Source organism: Bacillus sp. TH17 (assembly GCF_016651125.1).
GTDB lineage: Bacteria > Bacillota > Bacilli > Bacillales > Bacillaceae_G > Bacillus_A > Bacillus_A mycoides.
The window spans coordinates 1,120,345-1,137,085 of record NZ_JAEKEN010000001.1 but is presented as its reverse complement, the minus strand read 5'-3'; the positions used below and the strand labels follow the sequence as shown (position 1 = coordinate 1,137,085).

At 34.7% G+C, this 16,741-nt stretch carries 19 protein-coding genes and 1 riboswitch; of the genes, 2 read left to right on the top strand and 17 right to left on the bottom strand.

The features are described 5' to 3' along the window. Positions 1–16 precede the first annotated feature (16 nt). From JFT95_RS05725 to JFT95_RS05670, 12 genes are all read right to left on the bottom strand, one after another. Positions 17–997, bottom strand: a complete 981-nt coding sequence (locus tag JFT95_RS05725; protein ID WP_201051679.1) for a YpdA family putative bacillithiol disulfide reductase — start codon at positions 995–997, stop codon at positions 17–19. 109 nt (positions 998–1,106) lie between these two features. Beyond that, positions 1,107–1,637, bottom strand: a complete 531-nt coding sequence (locus JFT95_RS05720) for a peptidoglycan recognition protein family protein (RefSeq protein WP_201051678.1) — start codon at positions 1,635–1,637, stop codon at positions 1,107–1,109. A 79-nt stretch (positions 1,638–1,716) separates the two neighbouring features. Next, positions 1,717–1,953: a DUF3961 domain-containing protein gene (locus JFT95_RS05715; RefSeq protein ID WP_002011789.1), complete on the bottom strand. Its 237-nt coding sequence runs from the start codon at positions 1,951–1,953 to the stop codon at positions 1,717–1,719. 95 nt (positions 1,954–2,048) lie between these two features. Next, on the bottom strand, positions 2,049–2,258 hold the full coding sequence (locus tag JFT95_RS05710) for a hypothetical protein (protein WP_002126403.1): 210 nt from the start codon (positions 2,256–2,258) through the stop codon (positions 2,049–2,051). 80 nt (positions 2,259–2,338) lie between these two features. Further along, positions 2,339–3,625: an NAD-specific glutamate dehydrogenase gene (gene gudB, locus JFT95_RS05705; RefSeq protein WP_000225168.1), complete on the bottom strand. Its 1,287-nt coding sequence runs from the start codon at positions 3,623–3,625 to the stop codon at positions 2,339–2,341. Positions 3,626–3,973: 348 nt separating this feature from the next. After that, positions 3,974–4,582, bottom strand: a complete 609-nt coding sequence (locus JFT95_RS05700) for a genetic competence negative regulator (RefSeq protein WP_002011786.1) — start codon at positions 4,580–4,582, stop codon at positions 3,974–3,976. A gap of 77 nt (positions 4,583–4,659) precedes the next feature. Continuing rightward, positions 4,660–5,535 carry a MerR family transcriptional regulator gene (locus JFT95_RS05695; protein WP_063218620.1) on the bottom strand — a complete coding sequence of 292 codons (876 nt, stop codon included), beginning with the start codon at positions 5,533–5,535 and terminating at the stop codon, positions 4,660–4,662. Beyond that, positions 5,535–6,311: a metallophosphoesterase gene (locus JFT95_RS05690; protein ID WP_002141026.1), complete on the bottom strand. Its 777-nt coding sequence runs from the start codon at positions 6,309–6,311 to the stop codon at positions 5,535–5,537. Before JFT95_RS05690 ends, JFT95_RS05695 begins: the two co-directional genes overlap by 1 nt. Before the next feature lie 66 nt (positions 6,312–6,377). Beyond that, positions 6,378–6,857 (bottom strand): LysM peptidoglycan-binding domain-containing protein, encoded by a 480-nt coding sequence (locus JFT95_RS05685; protein ID WP_002126396.1) that lies wholly within the window; start codon positions 6,855–6,857, stop codon positions 6,378–6,380. Between the two features lie 22 nt (positions 6,858–6,879). After that, the gene (locus JFT95_RS05680) at positions 6,880–7,443 is read right to left on the bottom strand and encodes a CPBP family intramembrane glutamic endopeptidase (RefSeq protein WP_201053592.1); all 564 of its coding nucleotides are present in this window, start codon (positions 7,441–7,443) and stop codon (positions 6,880–6,882) included. Next, a complete protein-coding gene (locus tag JFT95_RS05675; RefSeq protein ID WP_002086642.1) occupies positions 7,443–8,972 on the bottom strand; it encodes a RecQ family ATP-dependent DNA helicase in 1,530 nt (509 codons plus the stop codon). The genes JFT95_RS05680 and JFT95_RS05675 overlap by 1 nt, the downstream gene beginning before the upstream one ends. Beyond that, on the bottom strand, positions 8,962–10,023 hold the full coding sequence (locus JFT95_RS05670) for a YpbB family protein (protein WP_133059784.1): 1,062 nt from the start codon (positions 10,021–10,023) through the stop codon (positions 8,962–8,964). The genes JFT95_RS05675 and JFT95_RS05670 overlap by 11 nt, the downstream gene beginning before the upstream one ends. A gap of 297 nt (positions 10,024–10,320) precedes the next feature. On the opposite strand from JFT95_RS05670, the gene JFT95_RS05665 reads away from it, so the two are divergent. Next, positions 10,321–10,569, top strand: coding sequence for a ferredoxin (locus JFT95_RS05665; protein WP_001151994.1), 249 nt, complete (start codon positions 10,321–10,323; stop codon positions 10,567–10,569). Between the two features lie 117 nt (positions 10,570–10,686). Here JFT95_RS05665 and JFT95_RS05660 read toward each other — a convergent pair whose 3' ends face one another. After that, a complete protein-coding gene (locus JFT95_RS05660) occupies positions 10,687–11,265 on the bottom strand; it encodes an ECF transporter S component (RefSeq protein WP_002011769.1) in 579 nt (192 codons plus the stop codon). Between the two features lie 163 nt (positions 11,266–11,428). Further along, positions 11,429–11,568, bottom strand: a riboswitch (FMN riboswitch). Positions 11,569–11,816: 248 nt separating this feature from the next. Between JFT95_RS05660 and JFT95_RS05655 the strand changes: the two genes are divergently transcribed. Continuing rightward, positions 11,817–12,503 carry a hypothetical protein gene (locus JFT95_RS05655; RefSeq protein ID WP_002030740.1) on the top strand — a complete coding sequence of 229 codons (687 nt, stop codon included), beginning with the start codon at positions 11,817–11,819 and terminating at the stop codon, positions 12,501–12,503. 204 nt (positions 12,504–12,707) lie between these two features. Here the strand turns inward: JFT95_RS05655 and JFT95_RS05650 are convergent, their stop codons facing one another. The 4 genes from JFT95_RS05650 to resD form a co-directional block, all read right to left on the bottom strand. Beyond that, complete coding sequence (locus tag JFT95_RS05650) at positions 12,708–13,322, bottom strand: peptidoglycan DD-metalloendopeptidase family protein (RefSeq protein WP_002141020.1); 615 nt, start codon at positions 13,320–13,322, stop codon at positions 12,708–12,710. 85 nt (positions 13,323–13,407) lie between these two features. After that, entirely contained in the window at positions 13,408–13,989 is a 582-nt protein-coding gene (locus tag JFT95_RS05645) for a cob(I)yrinic acid a,c-diamide adenosyltransferase (RefSeq protein WP_002011763.1), read from the bottom strand. Between the two features lie 141 nt (positions 13,990–14,130). Further along, entirely contained in the window at positions 14,131–15,906 is a 1,776-nt protein-coding gene (gene resE / locus JFT95_RS05640) for a sensor histidine kinase ResE (protein WP_002011760.1), read from the bottom strand. After that, complete coding sequence (resD, locus tag JFT95_RS05635) at positions 15,906–16,622, bottom strand: DNA-binding response regulator ResD (protein WP_002011758.1); 717 nt, start codon at positions 16,620–16,622, stop codon at positions 15,906–15,908. Before resD ends, resE begins: the two co-directional genes overlap by 1 nt. Between the last annotated feature and the right edge of the window lie 119 nt (positions 16,623–16,741).

Below are 16,741 nucleotides of genomic sequence, written 5' to 3'. Positions count from 1 at the left end.
TTTCGACAGCTTCTTTTTATTCTTCTCTTGATGCAATGGTTTGCGCAATCGCATCTCCATGGAATCTACCGTTCTCGATAAATATTTCATTTGCGTTATTCCCCGCAGCAATTACACCTGCAATAAAAATATTTTCAGCGTTTGTTTCCATACTACCCTCTATATAAATCGGGCGCCCTGTTTCTTCATCAATCCGAACTCCCATTTTTGTTAAGAAGCTGTGGTCTGGATGGTAACCCGTCATAGCAAATACAAAATCGTTTTGAATTGTATTTGCCTCACCATCTACTGTATACGTCAACGTATGCTCAGTAATTTCTTTTACATGCGCATGGAAATGCATTTGAATTGTCCCATTTCGTACTAACGCCTCAAATTCCGGCAAAATCCACGGCTTAATACTTGGCGAGTATTCCCCACCACGGTATAGAACTGTTACACGTGCACCCGATTTAACAAGCTCTAACGCTGCATCTATACTTGAATTTTTACCACCTATTACAACGACATCTCGATCAAAATAAGGGTGTCCTTCTTTGAAGTAATGAGCTACTTTCTCAAGTTTCTCACCAGGTACATTCATATAATTCGGATTATCATAATATCCAGTTGCGACAACAATGTATTTCGCAACATATATTTCTTTATTTCCATCACGCTTCGTCGTTTCAACTTTAAAAACATCACCATCTTTTTGAACTTGTTCCACTCGTTCAAATGCATTTACACGTATAGATTTACGCTTTACTACTTCACGATAATACGCAAGCGCCTGATTACGAAATGGCTTACGATTTTCTGTAATAAAAGCAACTTCACCAATTTCTAATTTTTCACTAGAGGAGAAAAATGTTTGATGAGTTGGATAATTATAAATTGCATTTACAATGTTTCCTTTTTCGATTACTAACGGATTTAACCCCACTTTTTGCAACGAAATCGCCGCTGCTAATCCGCATGGACCGCCTCCGATAATAGTAACTGTTTCTTTTTGCATACTTAGTTCACTCCTAGTCTTCTACCTCTGCTCTATTTATATAAACAAGAAAAAACCTACTTACAGCAGTAGGCATCTATCTTTATTGTATTCATTTTTCATATATTTGTCATCTAAACGAAACATACATCCGATAGACATCTGCTAAAAACTGCTGAAATTTAATTCCTTGTTGCCCTAATACATTCTCAGGATCGATTTTCCGAGTAGGATCCAACGTTTTGTGTGACACAATAGCCTTTTTAGGATTTAAACCGAAATTTCGACATAAATAAGCGTGATACCACGTAAAACGAGTATACGCCTCCCAAAAGTTTACGTCGCCACCATAGCAAAGTTCAACCCCAATTGCAGCCTTATTCGCATCATAACCGAATAACTCATTATCCGTTGGCACATTGTATCGAACATGGTACGCAACTTCATTTATAGGGACAATTTCTAATATTGTTTTATCATCAATAAATGTATGCGCTGAAGCTTTCGGTTGTATTTCATTAAAGTAATCCCGATTTCCTATCGCATTGCTACCAGGGTTCCCCGTGTCATGACTTACAATAAATCTTACTTTTGAAAGAGGAATTCCTGGTCGTGAATTTCCATACCCAATATAGTTACGCTCTATAGGGAACATCGCCATTACTACCAACTCCCGCTCTAAAAAATTACCTTACTTCCTTATATATGTATTCGGTGGCAATGTCCTTATGGCATATTTCTTATGCGAAGAGAACATCGAAAATATTTGATGTGAATACCATAAATAATACAATACTTACAGCCACTCCGTAAAAACCGTAAAACCAAATACAATCTTCTTTCGTATCTAAACCGAAAAATTTATTTACCGATTGTAATAATGTGCCACGCTTGCTTTGTTTGTTTCGTAATACTTCCACTCGTTCTACAACATCTGCTGGCATCATAAATCTTTGGTCTACTGTCATTTTCATCATTTATCTCTCCTTAAAATCATTTCCGTTTTGCTTATCTAAGGAAAGTATAGCACATTTGTTCGTGCAGAACAAGCGTTCTTTTTTTGTTTTTTATTCTATTTTTCACCAAACCAAGTAATAATTGTGAATATAAACGCGATAATTGGTCCAACTACAACTGCACCAAATATTAAAAATAATAATCCTTCGCCGAACACCCGAACGACACTTGTTTTTCGGGCTCTCTTAGCTCTTGCAAGTTCACCCTCTAACACCTTAACCTTTTCTTCTAATTGGTCTACTCGTTCCATTATTTCATTCCCCATATACAACACCTCATTTAATACTTCAACAAAAAAACGCGATTCCCTCGAAAGGAAATCACGTTTTCTCAAAACATTATATATTATACCCAACCTCTGAAGCGACTAGCCTCAGCCATTTTACGAACACCAATCATGTATGCAGCTAAGCGCATGTTCACTTTACGAACTTGTGATGTTTCATAAATTGAATCGAATGATTTTACCATTACTTTTTCTAAACGTTGTTCTACTTCTTCTTCAGTCCAGTAGTAACCTTGGTTATTTTGTACCCACTCAAAGTAAGATACCGTAACGCCACCAGCACTTGCTAATACGTCTGGAACAAGTAAGATACCACGATCTGTTAAGATTTTTGTTGCTTCTAATGTAGTTGGACCATTTGCAGCTTCAACCACAATTTTCGCTTTAATCTTATCAGCATTTTCTTCTGTAATTTGGTTCTCAATTGCAGCAGGAACTAAAATGTCGCAATCAAGTTCTAACAGTTCTGTATTTGAAATTGTATTATTAAATAGTTTTGTTACAGTACCAAAGCTATCGCGACGATCTAGTAAGTAGTCAATATCTAATCCATTCGGATCATGTAATGCACCGTAAGCATCTGAAATTGCAATTACTTTCGCGCCTGCATCATGCATAAATTTAGCTAAGAAGCTACCCGCATTACCAAATCCTTGAACAACAACGCGTGCACCTTTAATATCAATGTCACGTTTTTTCGCAGCTTCACGAATACAAATTGTTACACCTTTTGCAGTCGCTGTTTCACGTCCGTGTGATCCACCTAATACAAGTGGTTTACCTGTAATAAATCCTGGTGAATTAAATTCATCGATACGGCTATACTCATCCATCATCCATGCCATAATTTGTGAGTTTGTAAATACATCTGGAGCCGGAATATCTTTTGTCGGACCAACAATTTGGCTAATTGCTCGTACATAACCGCGGCTTAATCTTTCTAATTCACGGAAAGACATCTCACGTGGGTCACAAATGATTCCACCTTTACCTCCACCATATGGTAAATCAACAATACCACATTTTAAACTCATCCAAATAGAAAGTGCTTTCACTTCATTTTCTGTTACGTTTGGATGGAAGCGAATTCCACCTTTCGTTGGACCAACAGCATCATTATGTTGTGCACGATATCCTGTAAATATTTTAACAGTCCCGTCATCCATACGAACTGGAATTTTCACTGTCATCATACGAATTGGTTCTTTCAATAATTCATATACTTCGTTTGGATAACCCAATTTTTCTAATGCTTCATTAATTACAATTTGTGTTGAATTTAACAATTCAAAATGTTGTTCCCCTTGTTGTTGTGTTTTCGTTTGAGTTCCCTTTTCGGCTACCATAGTAAGTAAACCCCCTGTAATTTCACTTGTTTAGTAAACCTTCATTGCCTAGTATACACCGTTAAATTTGGAATGCAATAGAAAACGCTAACAAATATATACAAACTATTTTGCATTGCAAGCGTTTTCACTATTATTATAGTCCTTTTATTGCTTTTAGAAAAGTAAAATACTTAAATATTTAAATATTTTTTATTTTCATCAAAACACATTCGATAAAACCATTATTTCATCAAGAAATACTGATTACATTTTAACATACAGATCGGCTAGTCTTGTTACCTACACTTCGTTTTATAGATTTTAGATTTTCAGCTGAATAAAAATAAAACCTCAAGCTACGTTACATTAGCTGAGGTTTTGTTTTTTCACAAAGTAATTGTATATTTGTTCAATCGCTTGAGAATCCATTAATTCTTTACCATATTCCATTACGCGGTAAATTGTTGCTGTTGACGGATTACCGTACTCCGCTAAAATAGCTATAAAATCCGCCTTCAATAATTGAAATTGCTCTTCTTCTTCTATCCAAAGATAAAAACGATCATCCCACGTATACAACTTCCCATCAGTTACACCAAGGTTATATAAGCGATTTGACAAATTGATTACATCATCTAATGTAGCAAACTCGTAAAGTATATGTTCACTTTCATCAAGAGTCACTTGCATTTCAATAAACTCGTCACGGAACTCATCTTCTGTGTCCACTTCGTGATTTTCTTTTGTTACAATTACAACCATACCTTGAGCTTGTAGAGAAAATACTTCAACAGCAATCGGTCCATCCGCTTCAAACCCTAATTCTGTATTTGCTTCTTGCATCATATCACGGAATAGTTGCTGTACTTTCGGTGCATTTCTCCACAAATCTTCTTTCGTTAATCCTCGTTCAGATAAATCATCAAATGTTAGGAAAATTTTAATCTTATTATAATTTAAACGTTCCAGTCTCATCTCATACCCTCCCTACGTAACCATTGCATCTAATTTTTATTATATGAAATAGAAAATAGATGGTTCTTTTCGAACGACTATTCCGGCATCTTTAACCATCCATCCCATTCTTCTTTCGTGTTACCAATTAGGATATTTTGAAGATTTAATTCATCTCCAATGCCTTTTCTTCCTATAAAACCACCAGAGATGTTTTCATTTTTTTCTTGCAACAAGTCAATAAATTCTACTGCCTCTTCAAGTTCTCGTTCATCATCAAAAGATATAAACAAATATTTAGGTTGTAATTGTTCAATAGCTAGTAAAATACCTTCTTCATCTAAACTTGTCCCCATATACATTGTTTGATATCCTTTTAGTCGTAAATACGTCGCGAAAATAAATCCTTTTAATATATTATTTTCTAAAACGAAAACTTTGTTAACGGAAGAATACACCGACGCATTATGATAGATCATCCCTAAACGTGTTTGTAAGAATGATACAACATATTTGAATTGCGACATTGTAATCTCATTATTACTTTTTAAAGTTAACAACTTGTTTGCCACTTGAAGAATGATGCTTGCAACAACCTTTTCCGTTGAATATATACTAAAAACCTCGTTTAATAATGCAGAAATTGTAATTTCATCAAATTCTAACAAAGCTTGTAGTATATCGTCCACTAAAACAACTTCTGTATCAGTAATTTTTTCTTTTTGAACGTTGTTCTGCAACCGATTCCCTTCTAATAACTGAACTGCTTGTCCAATCATCATCCCCTCAGAAACTTTGTTCATTAACCATTTCAAAATATGAATATGCTCTTCTGTATATAAACGATGCCCCGCACGATTTCTCTTTGGGGCAATAATATGATAGCGTCTTTCCCATGCGCGAAGTGTACTCGGTTGAATTCCGAGTATATTTGAGACAGCTTTTATATTATATTTTCCATTTGAATTCGGCATTATTTCCCTCCGCATAACGTAATGATATGTGTTTGGGAAGGTGCCCGAAAACGAAGAGGGAACAATGTTGTTCCATACCCATTACTAACAAAGAGAGTCGTATTAGAATGCTTATATACGCCACCCTTTAAATACTTTTCAGATGGAAACAACCGAATCTGGCCTCCATGTGTATGTCCACTTAATACGAGCGAAATTTGTTCATTACCAGACATTTTCTTTATTATATCTGGGTTGTGACTAATTAAAATGCGAAAACCTTCTTCTTTACAATCAGACAACGCTAAATCTAAACGATCTCGTTCTAATCCAACATCATCGATACCGAGTAAGCAAATTTTCTCTCCTAATTCAGACTCAAATACAACTCTTGTATTATCTAATACCTTCACATTATTTTCTATTAATAAAGCATCTAATTCGTGATACTCAATTTCATAGTCATTATTTCCCCATACAAAATATACAGGGGCTATTTCTCTTAACTTTTGAATATTTAAAGCGATTTGCGATAAAGGTACTCCTTTTTCAGCTAAATCACCGCCAATAATTACGATATCTGCTTTTCCTTTCACTCGTTCAATTAGCGAGCTAGAAATGATCCTTCTATGAATATCCGAAATAAAAAAAACTTTAACTTTTTGAAAACTTTCCGGAAATTCTTCGAATACTAAAGTATGTTCCAACACTGTATTACGCATCGCTTCTTTATACATTCCAAGAAGACATACAAAACCAATGCTTATGAGAGTACATAATAATATAATCCATGACATATATTTTTTACTCTCCCTCCTCGTAAAGTATAGTCCTTAATTTTGAGCTATATATCACTCATTTAGCTAGCTCTCATACTTCGTGGACTTATCTTTTATAGGAATTTTCAATTCTTGTCCTACCTTCACTTCGTCTTCTTGTAAATCATTATACTTTTTTATTATTTCTATCCCATCTTCATCTGAGAAATATTGCTTCGCTATACTTTCTAAAGTTTCTCCATCTTTCACAACATGAGTTGCTACTTTCTCAGGCTGCTTCTTTGATTCAGTCTTAGCGGAATCAAAGAAAATTACTTCAAACGCACTTTTCTCAGCATTATTACTATCACTTTTTACCTGTATATACTTATCCGTATACCATAGGATACTAATAGGTAACAATATGAACAAAAATGTTAACACTCGGACGAAAATGTGATTCATTTTAAACTTTGGTTTGTTCTCTTTATTTCTATGAATTTCACTACGCGGCGGTAAACTTTCATCTTCTTCCACTTGCTCAACTTCTAACTCCTCTTCAAAATCAGGAATTCGTTTTCTCATGTTGTTCACCACCACCTTCCATTTATTTTCTTAATTGGAGCCCCATTATAAAATCAACAAGAAAGTGTGCAAAGATTGTTATAAACAAATTTCCTGTCCACTCGAATACATAACCAAAAACAAAACTAATAAAGCAGACGAAACAAAACAAAAAAGGCTTCGTTATATACCGAATATGTAACACAGCAAAAATTAAACTCGCTATTACAATTCCGAAATGAGTCTGCACTACACCTCTAAATAAAAACTCTTCCACAAAGCCAATAATAAACGTGATAACGAGTAAATGCATGACAGAAATCCCTTGAAACATTCTATCGTTAATGCCACCATCATCAAACCAAGATTCTGGAAACACTCGCATTGCAACATAATCTAATAACACAATACAAATCGCTAACAAGCTACCTATTAAAAGTATAGAAACCGGTTCCCATTTCCATAAACTATAAACTTCTCTTTTATCTTGAAATAATATATATGCTAGTAAACAACCGATACCAATAATGATTAGTTGTGTTATGTAGAGATTCAGTCTTATTTCTCTCGGACTCATATCTTCAACATTATGCCTTTGAATGTTCATCATTCCTCCATCTTTCCTAGGCCGAAAAGCTTTTGTAACTCTGTTTCCCAATTATAGTCGAAAACTAACTGTTGCGCTCGTCTTTTTTTATAATCCGTTTTTGTAATACCACAGTAATCACAACAGTTTTCTATCTCTTTTTCTTTTCTATAACCGAATTGTTGTAATAAATATTCACGTCTACATCCTTGAACTTGTATCCATGACTTCATATTTTCTAGCTCACTATATTTATTACGCATTCTCACTTCCACTTCCGCTATTAATCTGTGCATTATTTCATCTGACAAGCTCTCTAACATGAGATTTCGCTGTTGTATGATTCCAAGATGTTCGAGATGATAACGTGTAAAGCGCCAATACTGTTCATTAAATCTTGCTGCATTATAACAAATTTCTTCTACATCTTCTAATGGTAATACTTTCGTTTGAAACATTCTTTCTTGTAGTAACGAAAATAAAAATTGTATTTGCGATTTACTTGGTAATTCATCTTCAATGATTGAAATTGGCAAATCGTGATCCAATGGACTACATAATAAAATGGCTATACTCAATTCTCCATCTCTTCCCGCTCTTCCAATTTCTTGTAAATAGGAAGCTACATTTGTCGGATATTGAAAATGAATAATATATCTTGTATTCGCCTTATTTACCCCCATCCCAAAAGCACTTGTACATATTACAATTTGCAACTGGTCATTCATAAACTGTTGTTGAATTAACATACGCTCTTCATGTTCCATACCACCATGATAAAAAGCTACACCTGTAATTCCTTTTCCTCTTAAATACTCGGTTAAACGCTCTGTCCAGGCCCTACTTGAACAATAAACAATACCAGGCCCTTGCAAATACATTACATGCTCAAAAAGCGCCTCTTTTTTTTCTTCTATTGTTTCCACAAATTGCACTTCCATCGCAATATTTGGACGATCAATTGAGTACACATGCTCAGCAATATTTTTTAGATTTAAACTTTCCGCTATATCTCGCAATACATCCTTTGTCGCAGTTGCTGTTAATGCTAGTACTGTCGGAGATCCGATACTCTCAATTACTTTATCTAATTTTTTATAATCTGGCCGAAAATCATAGCCCCATTGTGAAATACAATGCGCTTCATCTACGACAAATAATGAAATATGAATTTTTTTCAATTCTCTTATTAGAAGTTCCGACTGCAACATCTCTGGCGATACGAAAACAAATTTATAAAAAGATAGCTTTTTCATTGCTTCTCTTTTTTCAATTAACGTCCGAAAACTATTCAATGCAATAACTCGATTTTTCACGACATACTTTAATTGCGTAACTTGGTCTTCCATTAAAGATAATAATGGTGATACAACAAGCACCGTACCCTCTTGCAGAAGCCCCGGAAGTTGATAACACATTGACTTTCCCCTTCCAGTCGGAAGCATTGCTACAACATCTTTTCCTTCCAATAAGTCCGTAATAACTCCTTTTTGCCCCGGACGAAATTCAGAATATCCAAACCACTTATATAAATATTCCTCAAGCTTCATTTATACCCTCCATCCGTGCCAATACAAGACGTACTTCAAAATAAGAGATTTCCTCTCCAACCGCTTGCTTCAACACACGCAATTTACGTGTTTGTAATGCTTCAATTACTTTTGTTACTTTTTCCATTTTTTCTTTTTCCATAAACATTTCAATAGAAAATTCTTTTTCTCGTAAAGCAATTTCTACAAAATGGTCTTCTATCGTGGCAACCTTCAAATTCCGAATTGTTGCTATTTCTTCTAAAGAGCGTCCTTGTCTCCAAAGATTATATGTTTTTTTCGTTGATAAACTAAATAAATCAGCTTTCTCATTTGGATAAGATATAATTTCAGCTAATAACGGAAACTCATTTTCTTTATTGCGAACTTCTTGAATAAGGAAATGAATTGTACCCCAAAATAAAAAATACACTCGAAATATATCTTGTTTCGTAATTTCCGCTAATTGTTGTAAAGTACACCCAATACGTTTATACCCAGTTAACCGATATATTACGATTGTCGCCTCTACTGGATTATTTTTTTGTAAAAGAGTATGCATTTCCTTCCATAATCTTTTAGCCAATTCACTTCTCATATACGGTATTCCAGTGAGAAAACGTTTCACCCACATCATTATTTCTGTATCCTGTTGAATTGGAATAAATTTCGTATTCGCCTGTTGTAAATTCGAAATGGTTTGAACGATCAATGATAATCTCTTCCAAAACGTTTCACCTATTTCACCATAGTGTAAACCATTTAAATATGTCGGAAAGGCAAAGTCACCTTCCCATTTGTTTAATTGCAAGTTACCAGCAGTCGTTAACACATATGTATTATCATGTATACCTTGAACTAAATCCGTTTGTAACAACTTTGCAACTTCTTGATCATAATCAGCTCTATTTAATGACTTATAAATCCCAAACAAAAAAGAAATTTGAAACATATTCCCATCTTGTAATGTTTGCGACGATCTCTTTCCTTTTAATAAATAATAAATCGAAGAAACGGTTCTTTCACCATTCAATTGTTTTAAACAATATAATAAAGTATATTGTAGCTGCATTACCGCTTCCACCTCTCAGTCTAGCTTCATTCCTTTTTCAATACGATTGCACATTAACTGCTATTCATTTAACTTATCATATTCACACTACATGCTTGTATATATTCTATTGTATCAAACGAAATAACATTTAAGTATTTTGAAAATCTTATGAAATAATTCAAAAATAAGTTGACACTCTAATTGATAAGCATTATCATTATAATTTTATGTTGAAAAGTTTTTAAAACCGTTTTACAATAAGATTATAATTTTTTGGCGAACTTTTCACATACATATTATCAGGAGGGAAAAAATATGGCAAAATATACAATCGTTGACAAAGATACTTGTATTGCATGCGGTGCTTGTGGTGCTGCTGCACCAGACATTTATGACTATGATGATGAAGGCATTGCATTTGTAACATTAGACGATAACCAAGGTATCGTTGAAATTCCAGATGTATTAATTGAAGATATGATGGATGCATTCGAAGGTTGTCCAACTGACTCAATTAAAGTTGCTGACGAATCATTTGATGGCGACTCTTTAAAATTCGAATAGTCTTTTATTAACTTCAAAAAATCCCCCTCATACTTATGAGGGGGATTTTTTGCACTCTTTTTCATTCTCACTAACAAAAAAACCATTAGCAGTTACGCTGCCAATGGTTTAATATTTTTAAGCATTTTTCATTTTTGCAAATACCCATACTTTCAAGCGTGAAAATAATGCTACAAATACAATTGTTACAACAATTCCTTTAATTACATTAAACGGTAATATTGCCGTTACAATAGTTTGTCGCATAATATCACTAGACATAGCTGGTGAATTTAAAAACCAAGTGTACGCTGGTAAAATAATAAAGTAGTTTAACACACTCATAATAACTGTCATAGTAATTGTACCTAGCATTAATCCTGTCGTTAAACTTTTTACTGTGCGATACTTTCGGAATAAGAATGCTGCTGGACCAATAAATAAACATCCCGCTATAAAGTTTGCTACTTCTCCTACTGGTACTCCCGTTAAACTTCCTTGAATTCCGTAATGCAAAATATTTTTTATCGCTTCTACAATTACACCTGCAATTGGACTAAAAATTATCGCCGCAATTAAAGCTGGCACATCACTAAAATCAATTTTTAAAAATGGCGGAAGCCCTGGGAATGGAAAATCCAACATCATTAGTAAATACGCAATACTACTTAGCATCGCTACACTCACCATCTGCACTACACTGTTTTTTTGTTTCATCTTTCTCTCTCCTTTTCCATCGATCTTCTCATGGAAAGTGGAAAGGTTCTGCTATGCCTATTTTTTCATAGAACGAAAAAACCCTTTGTGATTTACACAAAGGGAGAATTTTAAGGCACATCAAACAGACGTTCAAATACTTATCTTTTTTGAACGCTTGAACCTCCATCTTCTCCCATCCAGACTGTACTGTCGGCTTTGGAATCACACCAAATCCTGCCTTAACGGCTCGCGGGCTTAGAACGAAATTATTAAATGTTCATCACCGCCGGTCGGGATTTTCACCCTGCCCCGAAGATAGACCGATATTCTATTTTCCACTTCATTATACAACAACATGATCGTATTGTGAACAAAAAAAGTGTAACTTACTATAAATAAGTTATTGATTTTATATAATTAAAGAAACGATCACTATATTTTACAATACAACCCATATTTTTTATAATTCGGTATTTCTCTTATGAATCCCCCTAGTCATATGTCGTCAAAAGTGATAAGATGTTGAATTGTTAAGATAAGAACATTTTCTGAGTTATGGAGGAAATGTCATGAAGAAAGATAAAAGACACTCTATTCGAGAAGCAATGAAAAAGAACTTAAGAAAAGAATACTTTTATTTGAAAAAAGAATTACTTTTCTACTGTCCAATTGATCTAGGCACATTCTCAAGAGAGACATACTACGCTACTTTTGACCAAGATGGCATAAGTATTTATCAGTATGATAAAAAAACAGAAAGTAAATTAAAATTGTGTGAGCGTCATCCATGGAAGAGTTGGAATAAGGTAAAAGTTGATCACTATTTAACAACTTCTCAATTTATTTTCCAAGGTGAGCGAAACTGGATTTTATCCCTTTTCCAAAAAGGAAAAGAAGCTCAAAAAATAATTGAAGAACATACATCTTTACAAACGGAAGTTGTTTCCCGTCCGTTTTCCAAGAAACTTCCTGGTTTCCGTTCTGATACACCATTGAATAAATACATCGGTTGCATTTGTTACACTGCACTTATTGCATTTTTATTAAAATGGATGATTCCATTTCAAGCACCACAAATCGCCCTGTATTCTCTTTCAATTGGCTTTATGCTTCTTGGTTTACTTTGTCTTACAATTGGTCTAATCGAACCAACTATCGTACTATTTCGGACAAAAGAAAAAACAAGAACAAAAGTCTTTTACTTATATAGCTACTTAGCTATTACTGGATTTATATGTGTCTTTATTTTTTGGTAAAAGAAGCCGTCCCAAAAGATCTTTTGGGACGGTTTTTCGTTAGGAATAGGTTGCTCTTACTGTCGCATTTTATTGTTAGTCGACATTTCTTGTCGAAATGTCGATATAATAAGAGCTATGTTCGATATAATTTCATTTACTATCGCAATCTTAAATAAGAAAAAAATAAATTTATTCAAAAGTTATGCTTTTGAGACGTTGCCTTTACTTGACGTATAGTTGTTGGTTCGGATAGATTTGCTCTTGTCGCAATCCATTCCTCACTTTAATTTCCTCAACTGTCATACTAAATTTCCGGGCAATACCAACTAAAGTATCACCTTTTTGTACAATATATAGTGATGATGACACAACTTGATTTTTTTGTTCATTTAAAACAAGCAACGGATTCATCGCATTCCTTTTCTCCATCGTCCATCTCCCTTGATGCACTTCTAAATGTAAATGCGCTCCTCGCGATTCTCCTGTATTCCCTACCTCTCCAATTAGCTCTCCTTTTGAAATGTTATCACCTTGAACTACATATCTCTTATTTAAATGCGCATAAACAGCCTCATATTCTCCATGTTTAATAAACACAACATTTCCATAACTACTTGAAAAATAAGACTTTGTCACCTTACCATTTTGAATAGCTGCAACAGGCGTTCCAATAGGCGCAGCTATATCAATACCATAGTGTTTCCCATGTCTTGTCCCAAAATAATCACTTATCTGCCCATCAACAGGCCATATCCACTGATTCCCTTCAGCGTAAACATGTAATTGAGATAAAAATAATACACTCAATATCACCACGCCACATTTTAACGCTTTCATATACATCCTCCGTTTTCTAATAACCGTCATACCTTCTCTATTGTGGGATATTACAGAAAAAAGTATACAAAAAAAAGAAAGTGGATTACTCCACTTCCTTCTCTTCTTTATTACGAAAAACAAGTGCACTGCGGTTATACTCCACATCTTTCACTTGTAAACGCGCATTTATTACTCTAGCAAGCGCAAATAAATAATCAGATAACCTATTTACATACTTTAGAACAATTTCATTGGTTTCTCCTTCTTTTTGCAATGACACTATACAACGTTCTGCTCTTCTTATAACTGTACGTGCAATGTGTAGTGCAGCCGATATCTCGCTACCGCCTGGTAAAATAAAACGCTCTAAAGGCGGCGCTTCTTCTGTATACGAATCAATTCGTCTCTCTAAATACTCGACCATCTCTATCGTTACTTTATAAGGGATTTTCTTCTCTACTATTGCTAAATCCCCTCCACAATCAAATAGTTCATGTTGAATATTTTCAAGTTCGTTATAAATGTTACGAAAACATTCCTCTTGTAATTTAGACATGGCATATCCGATATGAGAATTCGCCTCATCAATTGTTCCATAAGCTTCTACACGTATATGATCTTTATCCACTCGGCCACCTATGACACTCGTTTCCCCTTTATCACCTGTTTTTGTATAAAGTTTCATTTCATTATGACACCTCTTTTTTTATTTTCATTCTGATTATTAAAGAAAAAACTCTACCATTCTTTATTTAATTGCACTTACAAAAAAATAAAAAAACAGTAAAGCTTTTATTCATGATCAACTTTCAAAAAACATATACATCTAAATTATACGATTTGGTAAATATACAGAGAATGTAGTTCCTTCTCCAACGACACTTGATACAAAAATCTTCCCGTCATGACCTTGAACAATATTTTTAGCAATCGCAAGCCCGAGTCCTGTTCCAATTTTTTTCCCGCGAGTTCTCGCTTTATCAGCTTTATAGAATCGATCGAACAAGAACGGAATATCTTCTTCTGGAATACCAGCACCTGAATCTTGCACTTCGAAAGTAAGGCCACTATTTTTCGTATTAATTACAAGTGTAACATGTCCACCTGCATTTGTATGACGGATTGCATTATCAATTAAATTCGTCAGTACCTGTTCCATACGGTCTGCATCAAACGGATATTGTTCAATTGGACTTTGGAAATCCACTGTTAATTGGACTTCTTTATCCTTTGCAATCCCCTGGAATTTACGGCCAATTTTTTCGACAAATGGATGAATATCTACTTCCCCTATATGTAACTCTACATGTCCACTTTCCATACGGGCTAAATCTAATAACTCATTTACAAGTTTACCTAAACGAACAGATTCATCATAAATAATTTGAACAAACTCATTAATTTCTTCTTTCGTTTGCACAATATCATCTAAAATTGCTTCACTATATCCTTGAAGCATTACCATCGGTGTACGAAGTTCATGTGATACATTCGCAATAAAGTCTTGACGCATTTTCTCAAGACGACGCTCCTCCGTCATATCTCGCAATACTGCTACAGCTCCACGAATTTTTGTTTGATTGTAAAGCGGTGTCATAAGAACTACGTAGTTACCTTTTTGCAAATTAATTTCAACAACTTGTTGTTGCTCACTTTCTACAACGAGATGGAATAGTTCAACAAGTTCAGAAGGCAGTTTTTTAATTAACTCTACTTCTTTTTCTTCTTGCCAAACTTGTAAGAAGTGTTCTGCCGGTGGGTTGATAACAACGACTTCACCTTCTTGATTTAACGTAACAACACCATCTGCCATACTACTCAAAATGCTAGCTAACTGCTCTTTTTCTTGCTGCAGGGCATTCATATTAAACTTCAACTGTTTTCCCATTTGATTTAAAGCAGTTGCAAGCTCACCAATTTCGTCCTGCGACACCATAGGGGCTTTCGTATCAAATTTCCCGCGCGCTACCTCAAATGCAACCTCACGCATTTTACGAAGTGGTGCCGTAATTCGAGTAGATAAGAAAAATGCAAAGAAAGTCGTTAAAATAATCGCAATCCCGGCTGATAAGAAAATAAAATCAGTCGTTCTCTCCATACCTTGTATTGGAACTTGCAATGATTCATATACAAACACTGCACTTTGATTTTTTGACTGTACTGGTTTCCCGACAATCATAATATCATTTTCAGTATTTTTATTCTTCCTACTATTAGAAGCTTTTCTAATATTATTCTTAATATCCTTTTTATCTGTAAAAACAGCTGCTAATTCTTTATCATTTTTCAAATCATCTATTGTAAGAGTAACTAATCCTTCTTGTTTCGGCGAAGAAGAAATTTCCTTACCGTCTTCTACAATGATAATCCTTGAAAGTGGATCAGAAAATTTGTAAGCAATATCCTCAATCGTTTTTACATCGGCACCTTCTTCAATTAATTCCGTGACACTTGTTGCAACTTTCTGAAGCCTAGCTTCACTCATATCAACATAATACGTTCTAAAAAACTGTGAAAGTAAAATAGCAACAAATCCAAGAACAAACGAAACGAGAAGTAATATGGTCATCCATAACTTCCCTACTACACTTCTCCAAAGCATCAGTCGTTCACAACCTCAAACTTGTAACCTACGCCCCAAACGGTAACAATCATTTTCGCTGCATCTGGTGATTGTTTACTTAACTTTTCACGTAAACGCTTTACATGCGTATCAACTGTACGTAAATCTCCGAAGAACTCATATTGCCATACTTCTTTTAACAATTGCTCACGGTCAAAAACTTTATCCGGGGATTTCGCTAAGAATAATAGTAATTCATATTCTTTCGGTGTTAAGTTTACTTCATTACCATCCGCTGTAACGCGGTGCGCATCATTATCAATTGTTAAATGAGGGAAAACAGTAACATCTTTCGTCGTTGTATCTTGTGTAAAGAATGTCGTTGGTACAGCGCGGCGTAATACCGCTTTCACACGAAGTACTACTTCACGCGGGCTAAACGGCTTTACAATATAATCATCAGTTCCAACTTCAAATCCTTGTACCCTATTTACTTCTTCACCTTTTGCTGTCAGCATAATAATTGGCGTCGCTTTCTTCTCACGAATCCCTTTACACACTTCGATACCATCTTTACCAGGCATCATAATATCCAGTAGGATTAAATCATAATCATTTTGTAACGCCATTTCTAAAGCTGTATCACCATTATCCGCTTCTTCAATTGTGTATTGCTCTCTTTCTAAATACATCTTTAATAAACGACGAATACGATCCTCATCGTCTACAATTAAAATTCTTGATTCATTTTCCATTTCTACCCGCTGCGTACTTTTACCACAACGGTTTACACCTACCCTTCTACAATATAATGTTGCACCTATCCTCGTTTAATTAAGCATTTTTTAACGTTCCACTTCCCATATTATGCTTC